Source organism: Enterobacter sp. WP_7_1 (assembly GCF_003688535.1).
Taxonomy (GTDB): Bacteria; Pseudomonadota; Gammaproteobacteria; order Enterobacterales; family Enterobacteriaceae; genus Enterobacter; species Enterobacter asburiae.
Window position 1 is genome coordinate 781,933 of sequence record NZ_REFK01000002.1, and the last position, 16,870, is coordinate 798,802.

The following is a 16,870-nucleotide window of genomic DNA, read 5'->3' on the forward strand; positions in this document are numbered from 1 at the left end:
AGCCTGCCGTTTCACCTTCACCGCGCATCTTTGATGGAGAACATCATGGCAATGAGTAACAGTGGGCAGAAATTCATCGCACGTAACCGTGCCCCCCGCGTGCAGATCGAGTACGACGTAGAGATCTACGGTGCAGAACGTAAGATTCAGCTGCCGTTTGTGATGGGCGTCATGGCCGATCTGGTCGGCAAACCGGTGGAAAATCTGCCGGCCGTCGACGAGCGTAAATTCCTCGAAATCGACATCGACAACTTTGACGAACGCATGAAGGCGCTGAAGCCGCGCGTGGCGTTCCAGGTGGATAACACCCTGACCGGCGAAGGCAAGCTCAACGTGGATCTGACCTTCGACAGCATGGACGACTTCCTGCCGGATGCGGTGGCCCGCAAGGTTGAGCCGCTGAACAAGCTGCTGGAAGCGCGTACCCAGCTCTCCAACCTGCTGACCTATATGGACGGCAAAAACGGTGCGGAAGAGCTGATCGCTAAAATTCTGCAGGATCCGACGCTGCTCAAATCCCTGAGCCAGTTGCCGAAAAATGACGAAAGCGCGAAAGGTAGCGAGGAATAATCGATGAGCAACCAGACTCAACAACATGAGCAGCAGGCGGGTCAGGCGTTCAGCCAGGATGAATTCAGCGCGCTGCTGAACAAAGAGTTCCGCCCAAAAACCGATCAGGCCCGTTCAGCCGTAGAAAGCGCGGTTAAAACTCTGGCGCAGCAGGCGCTGGAAAATACCGTCACTTTCTCCAACGACACCTACCGCACCATTCAGAACCTGATCGCCGGTATCGACGAGCAGCTGTCGCAGCAGGTAAACCAGATCATTCACCACGAAGAGTTTCAGAAGCTGGAGAGCGCCTGGCGCGGTCTGAGCTACCTGGTGAACAACACTGAAACTGACGAGATGCTGAAGATCCGCTTTATGAGCATCTCCAAGCAGGAGCTGGGCCGCACCCTGAAGCGCTTCAAGGGCGTGGGCTGGGACCAGAGCCCGATCTTCAAGAAAATCTACGAGCAGGAGTACGGTCAGTTCGGCGGCGAGCCGTTTGGCTGCATCGTGGGCGACTACTACTTCGACCATAGCCCGCAGGACGTTGAGCTGCTGGGCGAAATGGCGCGCATCGGCTCTGCGGCGCACTGTCCATTTATCACCGGTACCGCGCCGGGCGTGATGCAGATGGAGTCCTGGCAGGAGCTGGCTAACCCGCGCGACCTGACCAAGATCTTCCAGAACACCGAATACGCCGCCTGGCGTTCGCTGCGTGAATCCGAAGATGCCCGCTATCTGGGTCTGGTGATGCCGCGCTTCCTGTCGCGCCTGCCGTACGGCATTCGCACCAACCCGGTCGACAGCTTTGACTTTGAAGAGCAGACTGACGGCGCGAACCACAACAGCTACTCCTGGGCGAACGCAGCGTATGCGATGGCCGCCAACATCAACCGCTCCTTCAAAGAGTACGGCTGGTGCACTTCGATTCGCGGCGTGGAGTCGGGCGGGGCGGTTGAAAACCTGCCGTGCCACACCTTCCCGAGCGATGACGGCGGCGTGGACATGAAGTGCCCGACCGAGATCGCCATCAGCGATCGTCGTGAAGCCGAGCTGGCGAAAAACGGCTTTATGCCGCTGGTTCACCGCAAAAACTCCGACTTTGCCGCCTTCATCGGCGCGCAGTCGCTGCAGAAACCGGCCGAGTACCATGACCCGGATGCCACCGCCAACGCGCGTCTGGCCTCTCGTCTGCCGTACCTGTTCGCCTGCTGCCGTTTTGCGCACTACCTGAAGTGCATCGTGCGCGACAAAATCGGCTCCTTCCGCGAGCGCGAAGAGATGGAACGCTGGCTGAACGACTGGGTCATGAACTACGTCGACGGTGACCCGGCGAACTCCTCACAGGAGACCAAGTCCCGTAAACCGCTGGCGGCTGCGGAAGTGCAGGTGCAGGAGATTGAAGACAACCCGGGCTACTACGCCGCGAAGTTCTTCCTGCGTCCGCACTACCAGCTGGAAGGTCTGACCGTTTCCCTGCGTCTGGTTTCTAAACTGCCGTCGCTGAAGACGAAAGACGCGTAATGAGTGTAGCCGGCCCATTGGGTCGGCTACTTTTCGGTGAATATGAGATAGCTAATGAATTTGACTTTGACAGCGTTAATACGAAAATTCATCAGCTATTTAGCCATTTATACGTTGCTAATAATTTCATTCATGCTGTTTGTGACGGTATCCGGCTACTATCTGTTTATCTTTGACTGGCCGGAAGATGTCCCGCGAATCGCAATGCATGGATTCTTATGCACTGGACTTAATGCATTAGCGATAGCGATATACGTTGTGGCAGAGAAATGGAAAGAAAAAAGTTAGTATTTTACGCGGACTGATGCGCTGCGGATCCTAAGGCAAAGGATATTAAGGTGAAACGTTTCTGTTTTTTCCTCGTATTTATGACCTTTTATGTGTGTGCCGGAAATAACTATCCTGATTTTTATCATCAGCAAACATACCGGCAGGTTTTAAAAGATATTGTTCTGGCGCGCTGCCTGGCGCAGGTAGCAGATAAAGGCAGCCAGTTTGCTGCTGATGCTGCCCGCAGTGCGAGTGCATTCATTGAGTGGATACCTTTTGATGCCGAAAATGGCACTGATAAAGTGGATGCCCTCATCGGAAAATATAAAAATCAAATTAACGGTTTTCATTCAGAGCGAAAACCCGATGTCAAAGGCGTAACCTTAAACTGTTTACGTCTTTATCATAGCGATGAGCTGAACAAACTGGTTCCGCAGGTCATCATAGGCGATCCTGACCGCACCTGGATTCAGGATAACCCGCAGTAGTAAAGACTTCACATTCTTTCCGTTCATTCAGGGAGAATGTAAGACTGTCAAATGACACGGGTCATTTGATGTGAGGCAGAGGTAAAATATGGACGGTTTTATTCAGCCCCATGCTTTCCTGTTTGCCATATAAGTGCTTTTTCGAAAGCAATATTGTTCATCCACGAAGAGTAGATATTATGGCTATTGATATGTTTCTGAAGGTCGAGGGTGTTACGGGCGAATCTAAAGATTCTAACCACACCGGCTGGACTGATATTACCTCCTTCTCCTGGGGCGCTTCCCAGCCAGGTAATATGAGCGTTGGCGGTGGCGGCGGTGCCGGTAAAGTTAACTTTAACGACCTGCACGTTAACGCGCTGATCGACAAATCTACCACCGCTATCCTGAAACACTGCGCCAGCGGTAAACACCTGACCAAAGTTGAGCTGTCCGTCTGTAAAGCCGGCGGCCAGCAGGTGGAATACTCCCGCATCACGCTGGAAGATGTGCTGGTCACCTCTGTTCAGTACACCGGTGCAGACAACGGCGATACCGTTGGTGTGACCTATGCATTCCAGGCTGCGAAAGTGAAACAGCAGTACTGGGAGCAGACCACGTCTGGTGGTAAAGGTGCTGAAAGCAGCGCTGGCTGGAACATCAAAGAAAACAAAGAAGCGTAATTGCGTATGTGGCCGGGGAGTTTTCCCCGGTCATTATCAACCGGGAAGGAAGATAGCATGGCAAGTTTGCAGGAAGGAGGCGCCCGTCCTCTCACCATTGGCGAAATAGCACTGGCGCGCTCGGTTTTTGGTGACGCAATAAAGTACTCAGAAGTGAAAGTCCATAATAAAAGCTATTTGCCATTTAATATGCAGTCGACAGATGTCGCGATGACCCCCAACGGTGAGCTCTATTTTCGAGAGCCGCATTATCGGGATGACTTCTCAATAGAGGTTCCGCGATATAAACACTGGTTTATTCACGAAATGGTGCATGTATTGCAGCATCAGATTGGAATGAATGTTCGAACCCGAGGCGCATTCAGTTGGGCAGCAAGTTATAATTATTCTCTGCCCCCCGATAAAAAACTATCGGACTTTGGTATGGAGCAGCAGGCTTCTATCATTTCAGATTTTTATTATCTGATAAATTACGGTCTGGGTGATTTCCGAAACATCGCAGGTTTTGAGGGAATTATCGGACCCGACCTGAAGGATAAATATCTGCAGGTATTATCGTTGTTTATTCAAAATCCTAAAGACCGGCGGGTATGGTTATGAAACAGTTACTCAGTGTTGTAGCAATCGCATTAACGGTGAGTGCCTGTGTCTCTCATCCTGCACAATATCAGTCGCTTACGGTTACGCTAAAGAACAACGAACCCTGCTTTGCTATTCCCGCTAACTCCGGGTTAGACGCGCCTGTCACCAGCCATTCGCCCACCATAATGAAACGCGCGGGAAATGAATGGAAAGCGATATCGCCGCCGTCAACGTTTAGCCCTGAGGTGACGTTAACGACCCAACAGTGTCACCAGTGGCAGGGGATTGCGTGGCAAGCGGGAGAATATGATGTTGCTCTGAAAGTGTCAGGGAAAAACGATTCTATTCGCTATGCTGCCCGTTTCACCTTACAAGAGGGTTCTTCAGGCCAGTTTAAGCTTACGCAGACTGAATAGAATGTGTTAACCCCCAAACGCCGCCGTTCTCGTCCCGAGAGCGGCAGCGTTTGAGCGCTAATCATACCAGCAGGAATACGCCATGCGATTCACGATTATTTCTACGAAACCCGGTCATCAGCCGCCGCAAAGCAGCTGTGATTTTTACGCCCCGGGCGGCACCATTGGGCGCGGTACGGATAACAATCTGGTGTTGCCGGACAATGACCGCACCATTTCTCGTCTGCAGGCGATTGTTCACGTTGACGCCCAGGGCGAATGCCGCGTGACCAACCGTGGCAGCGTCACCCGCGTGGTATTAAATGACATTCCGCTGGAGCGAGGGCGTCAGGTTGAGCTGCAGGATGGCGACATTCTCGGTATTGATGACTACCGCATCGAAGTGACCGAACTGATCCACGATACGCAGCCCGTGAGCCGTATGGCGGCCAGCATGCATCAGCAGGCGCGTCCGGCAGCCGCGTCCGCGCCCGCTGCGCAACCGAAGCCGGCGAGCGCCGCACCGCGCGGGAAAGCCGAACCGACCGCCGTGCCAACGGAAATCTGGGATAGCCTGATGCAGGAGTTCTCCATCTCCGACAGCATCTCCAGCAACCGTACAAAACCGCAGCCTGCTGCATCGCACGATCCGTTCTCCCAGCCTGCGGCTCCGGAGCGTAACGCTGAAGATCCACTGGCGATGTTCAACGACAGCGATCCAAAGCTTGAGCGTAAGAATGTCGACCCGGACACGCTGTTCAGCGACGAAGCGTTGTTCAAAAAAGAGAGTATTTTTGACGACGTCACCCCGTCAACGCTGGTGCCGCCGGGCGAGACGCCCCCCGCTAAGCCAGAAGACGAGGCGACGGACGAACTCGATCCGCTGGCCCTGTTTGGCGGTAAGGCCAGCGCGCCAGCCGCGCGTAATGACGACCCGCTCGGGCTGATGGGCGGCGCACCGTTAACCCATCCGGATGACATTCTTGCCGAAAAGCCTGCGCCAGTGCCGGAACCCGAGCAGGAAGAGGACGTGCTGGCCGATTCTCCGCTGTTCGCCCCTGAGCCGCAGGAAGAACCGCGTGCTGAAGAAGAGCCCGCGCGACCGGATTACGCAGGCTTCACCATGCCTACGCCACAGGCCGTTGCGCGCAGCAGCGCTCAGGCCCCGAAGGGCCGACTGCGCATCGACCCGGTCAATAACGCCTCCGCCCCAACCGCCACGGCGAACAGCGGTGAGAAGGGCGAAGTGCTGCAGGGCGAGCTGCTGGAGGCGCTGCTGGAAGGCATGGGGCTGAGCGAAATGCAGCCCGTCCCGCAGTTTGACCGTGAAAACATGCGTCAGCTGGGGCAGATCCTCGGCATGTTCTCTCAGGGAACCGTGGCGCTGCTCTCCTCGCGCTCCATCCTCAAGCGTGGCGTGAAGGCCGATATGACCATGGTGCTGGACGATGCCAACAACCCGTTCAAGCTGTTGCCGACCGGCAAAACCGTGCTGATCCAGATGTTCGGCACCCCAATGCCGGGCTTTATGCCGCCGACCAAATCCGTGCGCGACGCGCTGATCGATCTGCAGGCGCACCAGCTGGGCATGATCTCCGGTATCCGCGCCATCATTGCCGCGATGCTGCAGTCCTTTAACCCTGAGCAGCTGGAAGAGCAGGCGAAGCAGAACGGGATGACCTCTCGTCTGGCGCTGCCGGGTAGCCGCAAAGCCGCCCTGTGGGACTATTTTGTTCGCAGCTATGGCGAGACGGCTGGCGAGATTGAGGATGACTTCCACACCCTGTTCGGCGAAGCCTTCCTTCATGCGTACGACATGGAGGTGAATCAGTACAAAGACTCACAGAGCGGATCGGAAGACAAATGAATATCGCAACGGCTTCTCTCTCCCGCCAGGGGACGCGCGCCAGCAACCAGGATCAGACGGGAGAAACCATAGGGGAACGTTCGGCCTGCTTTGTCGTCTGCGACGGCATCGCGGGCCTGCCGGGCGGTGAGGTGGCTGCAGAGCTGGCCCGCAACAGCATTATCTCCCGCTTCGATGGCGACAAGCATCTTAACGCGCAGCATATCCGCGACTACGTGCAGACGGCGAACCGCACTATCCTCAGCGAACAGCAGGCCGTGCAGGACTATCGCCGGATGGGCACGACGCTGGTCAGCCTGTTCATTGACCGCGATTACGGGCTGGCCTACTGGGCGCACGCCGGGGACAGCCGCCTGTACCTGTTTCGCCGGGGATGGCTGTGGCACGTGACCACCGACCACAGCCTGGTGCAGCAGATGAAAGACGCCGGGCATCAGACCGACGATCTCAACAGCAACCTGCTGTACCTCGCGCTGGGGATTGAAAACGGCGGGCCGGAAGCGAGCTACAGCGACGTGGTGCAGGTGGAAGACGGCGATGCATTCTTACTCTGCACCGACGGGTTCTGGCACGGCGTTAGCGAAGAGCAAATGAAGCAGTCGCTGCATATGGTCAATACGCCGCAGGAGTGGCTGACCTTAATGAACCAAATCATTCAAAAGAATGGCGAACAGGAGGGGAATGCTCAGGATAACTATACTGCCCTGGCGGTATGGATGGGCAACCCTCAGGACACCACTTTGCTGCACACCCTCTCTGACGCAGCACAATTTCTTCCCTGCGGAACTGATTAGACACACAAGGAACGATATGAAACTTTGGCTATCGGGTTTGGCACTTCTGGCGGTCACCTCCACCGCGCAGGCTGAGAATTTCCGCATCGTGCAGTCTCCTGCGCAGAAGCTGGATATCTGGATCGACAACATCAAAGACAACACGCCGCAGAGCTGGTGTAAGCCTGAGGTGGCGCTGCGCATTGTGGCGAACGGCAAGAAAGACGTCTCCGTGCTGGAGAACTTTGTGCCGCGTCTTGGCTCCCTGCTGGAACACCAGTGCAGCAAAGTGAATAAGCTTAGCTGGACGCTCAACGATCCGGCGGGTACCACGCTGGCGCAGGGTACGGCAGGCAAAGCGCAGGACTGGGCGCTGGTGGTGAAACAGGAGCAGGCCGCGCCTGCTGCGACCGTCACCGCAACTCCAGCCAGCGGCGCGTTGTTGCCGCCGGACCAGAACGTGGCTTCCCGCACGGTTGCCGCTGACCGCACGCCGTGGCAGGAATTTACCCTGCAGGATGGCTGCCACCTGCGCACCTTCTGGGAAGGTGGCGCTTCCGCTCCGGCGCTCTTTATTCCGGATTCTGACACCACCCGCTGCGGTAACGGCAGCTGGCTTAGCGGGCACACCGTGGTTTCGCAGTCCCGCAACGGCGGACAGAAAGAGATGGCGGTGACGTACATCCATGGCTTCCCGGTTACGGGTCTGAATCAAAGCGCCGATCCTGAAAACGCGCTGATTACCTCCGTCAACAAAGAGCGCATGGTGTTCAGCACCCCAGACAGCGACCAGAGCTGGATGATCCTGCCTTACGATAACGCCCTGAACAGCTGGAAAAGCAACGGCACCGTAGCGGTGGAGATCTCCCGTGAAATCGCCAGCGATGATGCAAAACTGCAGGCGCGTATTGCGGCGGTGAAAAAAACCTGGAGCGCCTGGGTCGCACCCGGCACGCCGCTGAATATCGTGCTGATTGATACCCTGCGTCCTCAGCTGCGCGATCCGGCCGTCGGCGCATGGCGCGCGGCGAATTAAGGAGTGGCTATGAATACGCTCTATCAACACCTGGCGGGCGAGCCGCTCAGCGATGCGCTGGCGCGCCTTGAAGCTGAAATCAAAGCCCGTCCGGCGGATGCCGACCTCCGCGCCGCTTTCGTGCAGTTTTTAACCCTCAGCGGCAACTGGACGCGTGCGCTGACCCAGCTGAAAAGCTGGCTGGCGCTGAAGCCTCAGGCGAAGCCCACCGTCACGCTGCTGGAGCAATCCATTCAGGGCGAGCTGCAGCGCGCGCAGGTGATGGCGGGAGAGGCGCGTCCGGCCATGCCTGAAACCCAGTGGCCGTGGCTGACGACCCTGGCCTCGGCGCTAAGCGAGGAGGGCGAGCGCGCCCGGGCGCTGCGTCTGGACGCCCTCGATCGGGCTGAGGCCACTGCCGGCCAGATTATCCTCGAAAACGAGGAGACGCAGGCTTTCGAGTGGCTGATGGACGGCGATGCCCGTCTCGGCCCGGTCTGCGAAACCATCGTGAACGGCCGTTATTTCTGGCTGCCGTTCAGCGCCATTGCGGAGATCCGTTTCCAAGCGCCCGCCAGTGTGACCGATCTGGTCTGGCGTCACGCGCTGGTGCGCCTGACCGACGGTACGGAGCAGGTGTGTCAGATCCCGGCGCGTTACCCGTTTGCTGCCGATGCCACTGATGCGGTCAAGCTGGGCCGCACCACCGATTGGCTGCAGCTCGACGAAGACGGCACCCTTTACGAAGGCAGGGGCCAGAAGGCCTGGCTGAGCGAGCAAAGCGAATACCCGCTGCTGTCCTTAAGCCTCGTGACGTTTGCGACGGATGGAGCCGATGAGTAATCCCGCTGGCGAAGGCGATCTGCTGCGCAGCGGCTGGCAAGCCCGCAGCAGGCAGGAGAAGGTGGGGGCGCGCGACAAAATGCAGCCCTCGCTGCTGGATCGCCTCACCGATAACGACCCGGAAAAAAAACGCGAGTCGGCCAACAGCAATCTGATCACCCACGCCGCCCTGCGTCGCAACGTCCTGCGCGATCTGCAGTGGTTGTTTAACACCATCAACCACGATGCCTCCGGCGATTTGAGCGCCTTGCCGCACGTGAAGCGCTCGGTGGTCAACTTCGGCGTCGCACCGCTGGCCGGGAAAAGGATGTCGGATATTGAATGGCACGACATTCAGCGCAAGCTCACCGAGGCCATCATCAATTTTGAGCCGCGCATTTTGCCGCAGGGGCTGCAGGTCCGCTGCGTGTCGGATACCTCCTCGCTGGATCTGCACAACGTGCTCTCCATCGAGATCAAAGGGCGTTTGTGGTGTGTGCCGTACCCGCTGGAGTTTCTGTTTCGTACCGATGTCGATCTGGAAAACGGCCATTTTGAACTGAAAGATGCGGGGTAATCATGGAAAGTAAACTGCTCGAATATTACAACCGCGAGCTGGCCTACCTGCGAGAAATGGGGGCCGAGTTTGCCGAACGCTACCCAAAAGTCGCCGGACGGCTGGGCATGCGCGGCATCGAAGTGGCGGACCCGTATACCGAACGTCTGATGGAGGGCTTCGCCTTCCTGACCTCCCGCGTGCAGATGAAAATGGACGCGGAGTTTCCGCGTTTCTCCCAGCGTCTGCTGGAGATGATTGCGCCTAACTATCTTGCGCCCACGCCGTCGATGGCGATCGCGGAGATTGAGCCGGACAGCAGCCGGGGCGACCTGAGCAAGGGCTTCATTGTGCCGCGCGGTACCATGATGGACAGCCTGGCGCTGAAAAAAACCGGCGTGACCTGCAGCTATACCACGGCGCACGAGGTCAACCTGCTGCCGCTGAAAATCGACAAGGTCGAGCTGGGCGGCGTGCCCGCCGATCTGCCGCTGGCGCAGCTGGGGCTGAGCCAGCGGGGGATCGGCAGCGCCTTGCGGATCCGCATCGCCTGCGACGGCCCGCAAAACCTCGGGCACCTGGATTTCGACCGTCTGGAATTTTTCCTCGGTGGTCCGGACATTGAAGCGCTGAAGCTGCTGGAGCTGGTGATGGAGCACCACGCCGGGATCGTCTGTCAGACGGTCAGCCCGCAGCCGCAGCGACAGCTGCTGGCGTCTGACGCGCTGCGCCAGGAGGGCTTTGAGCCTGACCAGGCCCTGCTTCCGGACGATCTGCGCAACTTTGACGGCTATCGCCTGCTGCAGGAGTATTTCGCGTTTCCGGCCCGCTTCCGCTTCATCAGCCTGAGCGGCCTGAGCACGCTTATCGAACGCTGTGAAGGCGAAAAAGCCTTCGATATCTTCATTCTGCTGGATAAGTCGGATGAACAGCTGGAGCGCGTGGTCGATGCCAGCCATCTGGCACTGCACTGTACGCCGGTCATCAACCTTTTCCCAAAGGTCGCGGCGCGTCAGAAGCTGAATGAAGGCCAGCATGAATACCATCTGGTGGTCGATAACATTCGTCCGCTGGATTATGAAATTTACGCGGTCAAAAAAATCTATGGCAGCGCGGACGGCCAGCGCGATGACCAGACGTTTCGTCCATTCTGGAGCACCTGGAGCGGTGATGCGGGCAACTACGGGGCCTATTTTTCCCTGCGCCGCGAACAGCGCGTGCTGTCCGAGCACGCCCTGCGCTACGGCACCCGTACCGGCTATATCGGCTCGGAGGTGTTTGTTTCGCTGGTGGATGAACAGCACGCCCCGTGGCAGGAAAACCTGCGCTATATCTCTGCCGAGGTGCTCTGCACCAGCCGCGACCTGCCGCTGATGCTGCAGCAGGAGCTCGGGCAGTTCATTATGGCCGACTCCATGCCGGTGAAATCCCTCACCCTGCGTAAAGGCCCGACGCCGCCGCGCCCGGCGCTGGCGGAAGGGTTCAGCACCTGGCGGCTCATCAGCCAGCTGCAGATGAACTACCTCAGCCTGATGGACAGCGAAAACGAAGACGGCGCGGCCGCGCTGCGCCAGCTGTTAGGGCTGTACGCCAACCTGGCAGAAACGCCCGTTGCGCGCCAGGTGGAGGGGGTACGCCACTGCGTGCTGGAGCCGGTTCACCGCCGCGTGCCTGAACCCGGCCCGGTCGTTTTCGCCCGCGGGATCGGCATCACCCTGACTGTCGATGAGCGAGCCTTTTCCGGCGCCAGTCCGTGGCTCTTTGGCAGCGTGATGGAACGTCTCTTTGCCCGTCTGGTGTCCATCAACAGCTTTACGGAGTTCACCCTGAAGAGTCAGCAGCGCGGCGAGATTGGCTACTGGGCGCCGCGCATGGGTAAAAGGGCGCTGATATGAGTGACGCTGCCACCGCACCGCTGCGCGTGCATCGCCTGACCCGGCTGCCGGATGCGTTCTGGCACGGGGTCCGCGAGACGCCCTGGCGCTACGATCTGTTTCAGCTGCTAAGGCGCATCGATGCCCAGGGCGGCGAGCGCTACCCGCTGGGACGCGCGCCGCTGCCGAAATTTGAGCCGCTGCGCATCGGCCAGCAGCCGTCGATGAGTTTTGCACCGTCGACGCTGGCTCAGGTACGCCAGCGGCAAGAAAGCGGACTGCACGAGGTGTCTATCCTCAGCTTCGGCCTGTTTGGCCCGAACGGCCCGCTGCCTGTCCACATGACCGAATACGCCCGCGAGCGTATTTATCATCATCAGGACACCAGCCTCAGCGCGTTTGCCGACCTGTTCCATCACCGCCTTGCGCTGCTGTTTTATCGCGCTTGGGCGGATGCGCAGCCGGCCGTCTCTCTGGACCGCGCCGACAACAGGCGCTTTGAGGGGTACCTGGCGTCGCTGATTGGCATGGGCCAGCCGGGGCAGATGAACAAAGGCAGCCTGAGCTCGCATGCTCGCTTTACCCACGCCGGACACCTGACCCGTCACGGGCGGGATCCGGAGGGGCTGGAGAAGATCCTGCGCAACTATTTTAAAGCCCCGGTCAAACTGGTGAGCAACGTGCCGCAGTGGATGCCGCTTTCCACGCGCGAGCAGGCGCAGCTTGGCGCAGGACGCCGCATGCCGCGCATGGGGGAATCCGCCTTTCTCGGCGTCGCCGTCCGCGACGTGCAGCACAAGTTTCGCATCGAAATTGGCCCGCTGAGCGCGGAGGAGTACAACCGTTTTCTGCCGGGTGAAGCGTGGGTCACCGAGCTGCGCGACTGGGTGCGTCAGTACGCCGGGGTGGAGTTTGAATGGGAAACGCGGGTGATCCTGCGTGAAGACGCGGTGCAGGGTACCACGCTCGGCAGCAATGGGCGATTAGGCTATAACACCTGGCTGGGCCTTCAGCCGCAGCCTGTCCCGCGTGGCGATCTGGTGTATTGCGCAGAGCGATAATTTTTCTAACGCATTGTTATCAATGGAACCGAACATGTCAGAAATTAGCCGTGCCGTGCTTTTCGGCAAACTGGATACGCTGTTATTTACCTCTCTGGAAAGCGCCACTGCGTTCTGCAAGCTGCGCGGCAATCCGTACGTTGAGCTGGTGCACTGGCTGCATCAGCTGATGCAGCAGCAGGATGGCGATCTGCAGCAGGTCATCCGCCATTTTGCCCTTGATGAACAGCAGCTGACCCGCGATATCGTGGCCGCGCTGGACGTCCTTCCGCGCGGGGCGAGTTCCGTTTCCGATCTTTCTGAACATATCGACAGCGCCGTGGAGCGCGCCTGGGTCTTCGGCTCGCTGAAGTTTGGCGTCAGCCGTATTCGCGGCGGCCATTTGCTGATCGGCATGCTTAAAACCTGGAACCTGGCCAACGTGCTGAAAAGCATTTCGTCGCAGTTCACCCGCCTTAACGTCGAGGTGCTGATTGAGCAGTTCGACGCCATCTGCGCCAACAGCAAAGAGACGCAGCAGGCCGCTGCCGCCGCAGACGCACCGGCGGGTGCGGTACCGGCGGCGCAGGGGACACTGGCCCAGTACGGCCAGGACCTGACCGCCCGCGCCCGCGACGGGAAGATTGACCCGGTTGTCGGGCGCGACGAGGAGATCCGCCAGATGGTGGATATCCTGATGCGTCGCCGCCAGAACAACCCGCTGCTGACCGGAGAAGCCGGGGTCGGGAAAACGGCGGTGGTGGAAGGGCTGGCGCTGCGTATCGCCGACGGCGACGTTCCGGAGCCGCTGCAAAATATTCAGCTGTGGCTGCTGGATATCGGCATGCTGCAGGCTGGGGCAGGCATGAAAGGCGAGTTCGAGGCCCGGCTGCAGGCGCTCATTAATGAAGTCCAGTCCAGCGCCACGCCAATCATTCTGTTTATCGATGAGATCCACACCCTGATTGGCGCAGGTGGCCAGCAGGGAACCGGCGATGCGGCGAACCTGCTGAAGCCCGCGCTGGCGCGCGGACAGCTGCGCACCATCGGCGCTACCACCTGGGCGGAATACAAAAAGTACATCGAGAAAGACCCGGCGCTGACCCGTCGTTTCCAGACGGTGCAGGTCCACGAGCCGGACGAAGCGAAAGCCATTCTGATGCTGCGCAGCACCGTGTCGCCGCTGGAGACGCATCACCAGGTCCTGCTGCTCGACGAAGCGGTCAGCGCGGCGGTGAAGCTGTCGCATCGTTACATCCCGGCGCGTCAGCTGCCGGATAAAGCCGTTGCGCTGCTCGACACCGCCTGTGCCCGCGTTGCGGTCAGCCAGAGCGCGCCGCCTGCGCAGCTGGAAGACTGCCTGCGCCACCTTGCCGCGCTGGACGTGGAAATTGAGATTGCTGAACGCGAAGCGCGCGTGGGAGCCGGTGACGCCGATCGCGTGACCGCTTTACTCGCCGAACGCGACGCGTATGAAACAAAACGCGAAGCCCTGGCCCGGCGCTGGGAAGAAGAACGCAGCCTGGTGCAGGAGATTATTCGCCTGCGCGCGGCGCTGTTCGCGGCGGGCGATGACGATAGCGCCGAGCTGCGCGGCCAGCTGGCGGAACAGCAGCAGGCGCTGAACGCCCTGCAGGGCGATGAGCCGCTGCTGTTTGCGGCGGTGGATGAAAACGTGGTTGCCGCGGTGGTCTCTGACTGGACCGGGATCCCGCTGGGCCGGATGGTGAAAAACGAGATCGACGCGGTGCTCAACCTCGCCGACACGCTGAACCAGCGCGTTATCGGCCAGCGTCACGGTCTGGATCTCATTGCCCGCCGCGTGAAAACCTCGCGGGCGAAGCTCGACGATCCCAACAAACCGGTGGGCGTCTTTATGCTGTGCGGCCCGTCCGGGGTCGGTAAAACCGAAACCGCGCTGGCGCTCGCCGAATCCCTTTACGGGGGCGAGCAGAACGTTATCACCATCAACATGAGTGAGTTCCAGGAAGCGCACACCGTTTCCACCTTAAAAGGTGCGCCTCCGGGGTACGTAGGGTATGGTGAAGGCGGCGTGTTAACCGAGGCCGTGCGCCGCCGCCCGTACAGCGTGGTGCTGCTGGACGAAATTGAAAAAGCGCACCCGGACGTTCACGAGATCTTCTTCCAGGTCTTTGATAAAGGCTGGATGGAAGACGGCGAGGGGCGCCACATTGATTTCCGTAACACCATCATTATTCTGACCTCCAACGTCGGCACCGACCTCATTAGCGCCATGTGCGCCGATCCGGAGCTGATGCCGGAGCCTGATGCGTTAAGCGGCGCCCTGCGCCAGCCGCTGCTGGAGGTATTCCCACCGGCGCTGCTGGGCCGCCTGCTGGTGGTGCCGTACTATCCGCTCAGCGACGAGATGCTGGGGCAGATTGTTCGCCTGCAGCTCAAGCGCATTCAGCGTCGTCTGGAAGAGAATCACAGCATTATTTCTGAGTTTGACGACAGCGTGGTGGAACAGATTGTTCAGCGCTGTACCGAGGTGGAGTCCGGGGGCCGCATGGTGGACGCTATTCTGACCAACACCTTGCTGCCTCAGATGAGCCAGATCTTACTTACCGCCAGCCGCAGCGACGAGCAGTACCGACGTCTGCACGTCACCTGCGAGCAGGGCGAGTTTCACTGTCAGTTTGCCGCGTAATAATCATCAAGAGAACTGTAAAAGATGACGGATAATGATAACAATCGGACTGTCCCAAACGCGCTCCCGGTCGGGTACCGCTTCAACGAGTTTGAAATTAAAGAGGTGATCGGCGGCGGCGGTTTTGGCATCGTCTATCGCGCGTGGGATCACCAGCTCGAACGCACTATCGCTATCAAAGAATTTATGCCTTCCTCGCTCGCCGTGCGCGGCGACGACATGACCCTGGTGCTGCGCAGCGAGCGCTTTGGCAAAGCGTTTTCCGCAGGCCTGAACAGCTTCATCCAGGAAGCCCGTCTGCTGGCGCGCTTTAACCACCCGAACCTGCTGCACGTCCTGCGCTTCTGGGTGCAAAACGACACGGCCTACATGGGGACGCTGTTTTACAGCGGGACCACGCTTTCGCGCCTGCGCGAAGAAAAGCCGGAGCTGATCAACGAAGCCTGGATCCGCCGCACGCTGCCGATGCTGTTCGGTGCGATCAAGACCATTCACGACGAAGGCTATCTGCACCGCGACATCTCTCTGGATAACATTCAGATCCAGGATAACGGCCTGCCGGTGCTGCTCGATTTCGGCTCCGCGCGCCGCACCATCGGTAACCTCTCCGACGAAACGGAAACCATGCTGCGCCCGGGCTTTGCGCCGATTGAGCAGTATACCGACGACAACGAAAGCGAGCAGGGCCCGTGGACGGATATTTACGCCCTCGGCGCGGTGCTGCGTACCCTGATTGTGGGTTCTCCGCCGCCGGTCAGCGTGGTGCGCTCAATTCAGGATACCTGCAAACCGCTGGTGGAAATCATGCCGCAGGGCTATTCCATTCCGCTTCTGCAGGCCATCGACCGCGCGCTGGCGCTGCACATGGAGGATCGTCCGCAGTCAATCGACGAGTTCGCCGCGCTGATAGAGATGCCGGTCGCCGGTATCAACGATGTGCTGACAGCGAAAAAGCCCGGCACGATGCTGGTACCGGTGGAGGAGGAACAACCGGCTTCGCTACTCGACTGGCGCCGCTACAAGATCCCGGGCTTGGTTGCCGCAGGCGTGCTGGTGGGCGTTGTCGCCGGGGCGATGCTGTTCAGCAGCGGTAATGATGCTCCCGAGCAGGCTGCACAGCCACCGGCAGAGACGCGTCCGACTGAAACCGCCGCTAACACGCCGGACGTGAAGCCAGAAACGGCGAAGGTTAACGAGCAGGCGACGGCCCAGCAGACGCCACCGCCTGTCGAGAGCCCTGTTGCGCTGGTCTATATCCGCATCCTCGACGGCGAAACGCTGAAAGTGAACGGCGAGCCAAAAGCGCTGCGCCCGGCGACCAACGGCTATGCATCGCTCAAGCTGCCGGCCGGCGAGGTGAAGATTGAACTGCAGGGCAACGGGAGAACGCGTGGCCAGACGCTGGATATCACTAAGCCGGGTACCTGGCTGGTGAACCCTTAGAATTACGCTCAGTCACAGATGCGAACCTCTTTTCTGAATCGCATAAGCTAGATGGAATAAAGATTATGCTCAACCGAATTACCGTTCAGCTCCCGGTGGAGGGGCTTCTGTTCTGGAAACTGACGGGCCGCGAGGCGATGTCCGAGTCGTTCGCGCTGACGCTGACCGTGCTCGGCACGGACGCGCGCATTGACCGCAGCAAATTGCTCGGTCAGCCGGTCACGGTGACCATCCCGACGCAGAACCTGCTGACGTCCCGCTATGTTAACGGCAAGATTACCCGCGTGGCGGTCAGCGCCGTCGAGCTGACGGGCACCCGCTATGCGGTGTACCAGCTGA

16 protein-coding genes are annotated in these 16,870 nt (G+C 59.2%); all 16 read left to right on the top strand.

What is annotated here, in order from left to right:
- The first annotated feature begins 45 nt into the window (after positions 1-45).
- Positions 46-570, top strand: a complete 525-nt coding sequence (gene tssB / locus BJ885_RS13035; protein ID WP_008502644.1) for a type VI secretion system contractile sheath small subunit — start codon at positions 46-48, stop codon at positions 568-570.
- 3 nt (positions 571-573) lie between these two features.
- Positions 574-2,073 carry a type VI secretion system contractile sheath large subunit gene (gene tssC / locus BJ885_RS13040; protein WP_014884232.1) on the top strand — a complete coding sequence of 500 codons (1,500 nt, stop codon included), beginning with the start codon at positions 574-576 and terminating at the stop codon, positions 2,071-2,073.
- A gap of 368 nt (positions 2,074-2,441) precedes the next feature.
- On the top strand, positions 2,442-2,831 hold the full coding sequence (locus BJ885_RS13050) for a T6SS amidase immunity protein Tai4 family protein (protein ID WP_121932105.1): 390 nt from the start codon (positions 2,442-2,444) through the stop codon (positions 2,829-2,831).
- A gap of 179 nt (positions 2,832-3,010) precedes the next feature.
- Entirely contained in the window at positions 3,011-3,493 is a 483-nt protein-coding gene (locus BJ885_RS13055; RefSeq protein WP_008502640.1) for a type VI secretion system tube protein Hcp, read from the top strand.
- A 57-nt stretch (positions 3,494-3,550) separates the two neighbouring features.
- Positions 3,551-4,093, top strand: a complete 543-nt coding sequence (locus BJ885_RS13060; RefSeq protein WP_021240381.1) for a hypothetical protein — start codon at positions 3,551-3,553, stop codon at positions 4,091-4,093.
- On the top strand, positions 4,084-4,491 hold the full coding sequence (locus BJ885_RS13065; protein WP_029741688.1) for a putative T6SS immunity periplasmic lipoprotein: 408 nt from the start codon (positions 4,084-4,086) through the stop codon (positions 4,489-4,491). The genes BJ885_RS13060 and BJ885_RS13065 overlap by 10 nt, the downstream gene beginning before the upstream one ends.
- A gap of 82 nt (positions 4,492-4,573) precedes the next feature.
- Positions 4,574-6,337, top strand: a complete 1,764-nt coding sequence (tagH, locus tag BJ885_RS13070; RefSeq protein WP_121932095.1) for a type VI secretion system-associated FHA domain protein TagH — start codon at positions 4,574-4,576, stop codon at positions 6,335-6,337.
- Positions 6,334-7,131 carry a PP2C family serine/threonine-protein phosphatase gene (locus BJ885_RS13075; protein ID WP_023336024.1) on the top strand — a complete coding sequence of 266 codons (798 nt, stop codon included), beginning with the start codon at positions 6,334-6,336 and terminating at the stop codon, positions 7,129-7,131. Before tagH ends, BJ885_RS13075 begins: the two co-directional genes overlap by 4 nt.
- Before the next feature lie 16 nt (positions 7,132-7,147).
- Entirely contained in the window at positions 7,148-8,146 is a 999-nt protein-coding gene (locus BJ885_RS13080) for a hypothetical protein (protein ID WP_038417450.1), read from the top strand.
- 9 nt (positions 8,147-8,155) lie between these two features.
- Positions 8,156-8,968 (top strand): type VI secretion system accessory protein TagJ, encoded by an 813-nt coding sequence (locus BJ885_RS13085; RefSeq protein ID WP_121932096.1) that lies wholly within the window; start codon positions 8,156-8,158, stop codon positions 8,966-8,968.
- The gene (gene tssE, locus BJ885_RS13090) at positions 8,961-9,524 is read left to right on the top strand and encodes a type VI secretion system baseplate subunit TssE (protein ID WP_023312148.1); all 564 of its coding nucleotides are present in this window, start codon (positions 8,961-8,963) and stop codon (positions 9,522-9,524) included. Before BJ885_RS13085 ends, tssE begins: the two co-directional genes overlap by 8 nt.
- Positions 9,525-9,526: 2 nt before the next feature.
- On the top strand, positions 9,527-11,398 hold the full coding sequence (gene tssF / locus BJ885_RS13095; protein WP_047647490.1) for a type VI secretion system baseplate subunit TssF: 1,872 nt from the start codon (positions 9,527-9,529) through the stop codon (positions 11,396-11,398).
- Complete coding sequence (gene tssG / locus BJ885_RS13100; RefSeq protein ID WP_121932097.1) at positions 11,395-12,438, top strand: type VI secretion system baseplate subunit TssG; 1,044 nt, start codon at positions 11,395-11,397, stop codon at positions 12,436-12,438. The genes tssF and tssG overlap by 4 nt, the downstream gene beginning before the upstream one ends.
- 34 nt (positions 12,439-12,472) lie before the next feature.
- On the top strand, positions 12,473-15,088 hold the full coding sequence (tssH, locus tag BJ885_RS13105; protein WP_121932098.1) for a type VI secretion system ATPase TssH: 2,616 nt from the start codon (positions 12,473-12,475) through the stop codon (positions 15,086-15,088).
- Positions 15,089-15,112: 24 nt separating this feature from the next.
- The gene (locus BJ885_RS13110; protein ID WP_121932099.1) at positions 15,113-16,531 is read left to right on the top strand and encodes a serine/threonine-protein kinase; all 1,419 of its coding nucleotides are present in this window, start codon (positions 15,113-15,115) and stop codon (positions 16,529-16,531) included.
- 65 nt (positions 16,532-16,596) lie between these two features.
- Positions 16,597-16,870 (top strand): contractile injection system protein, VgrG/Pvc8 family (locus tag BJ885_RS13115; protein WP_220683625.1); only part of this gene is annotated, 274 nt, incomplete at its 3' end.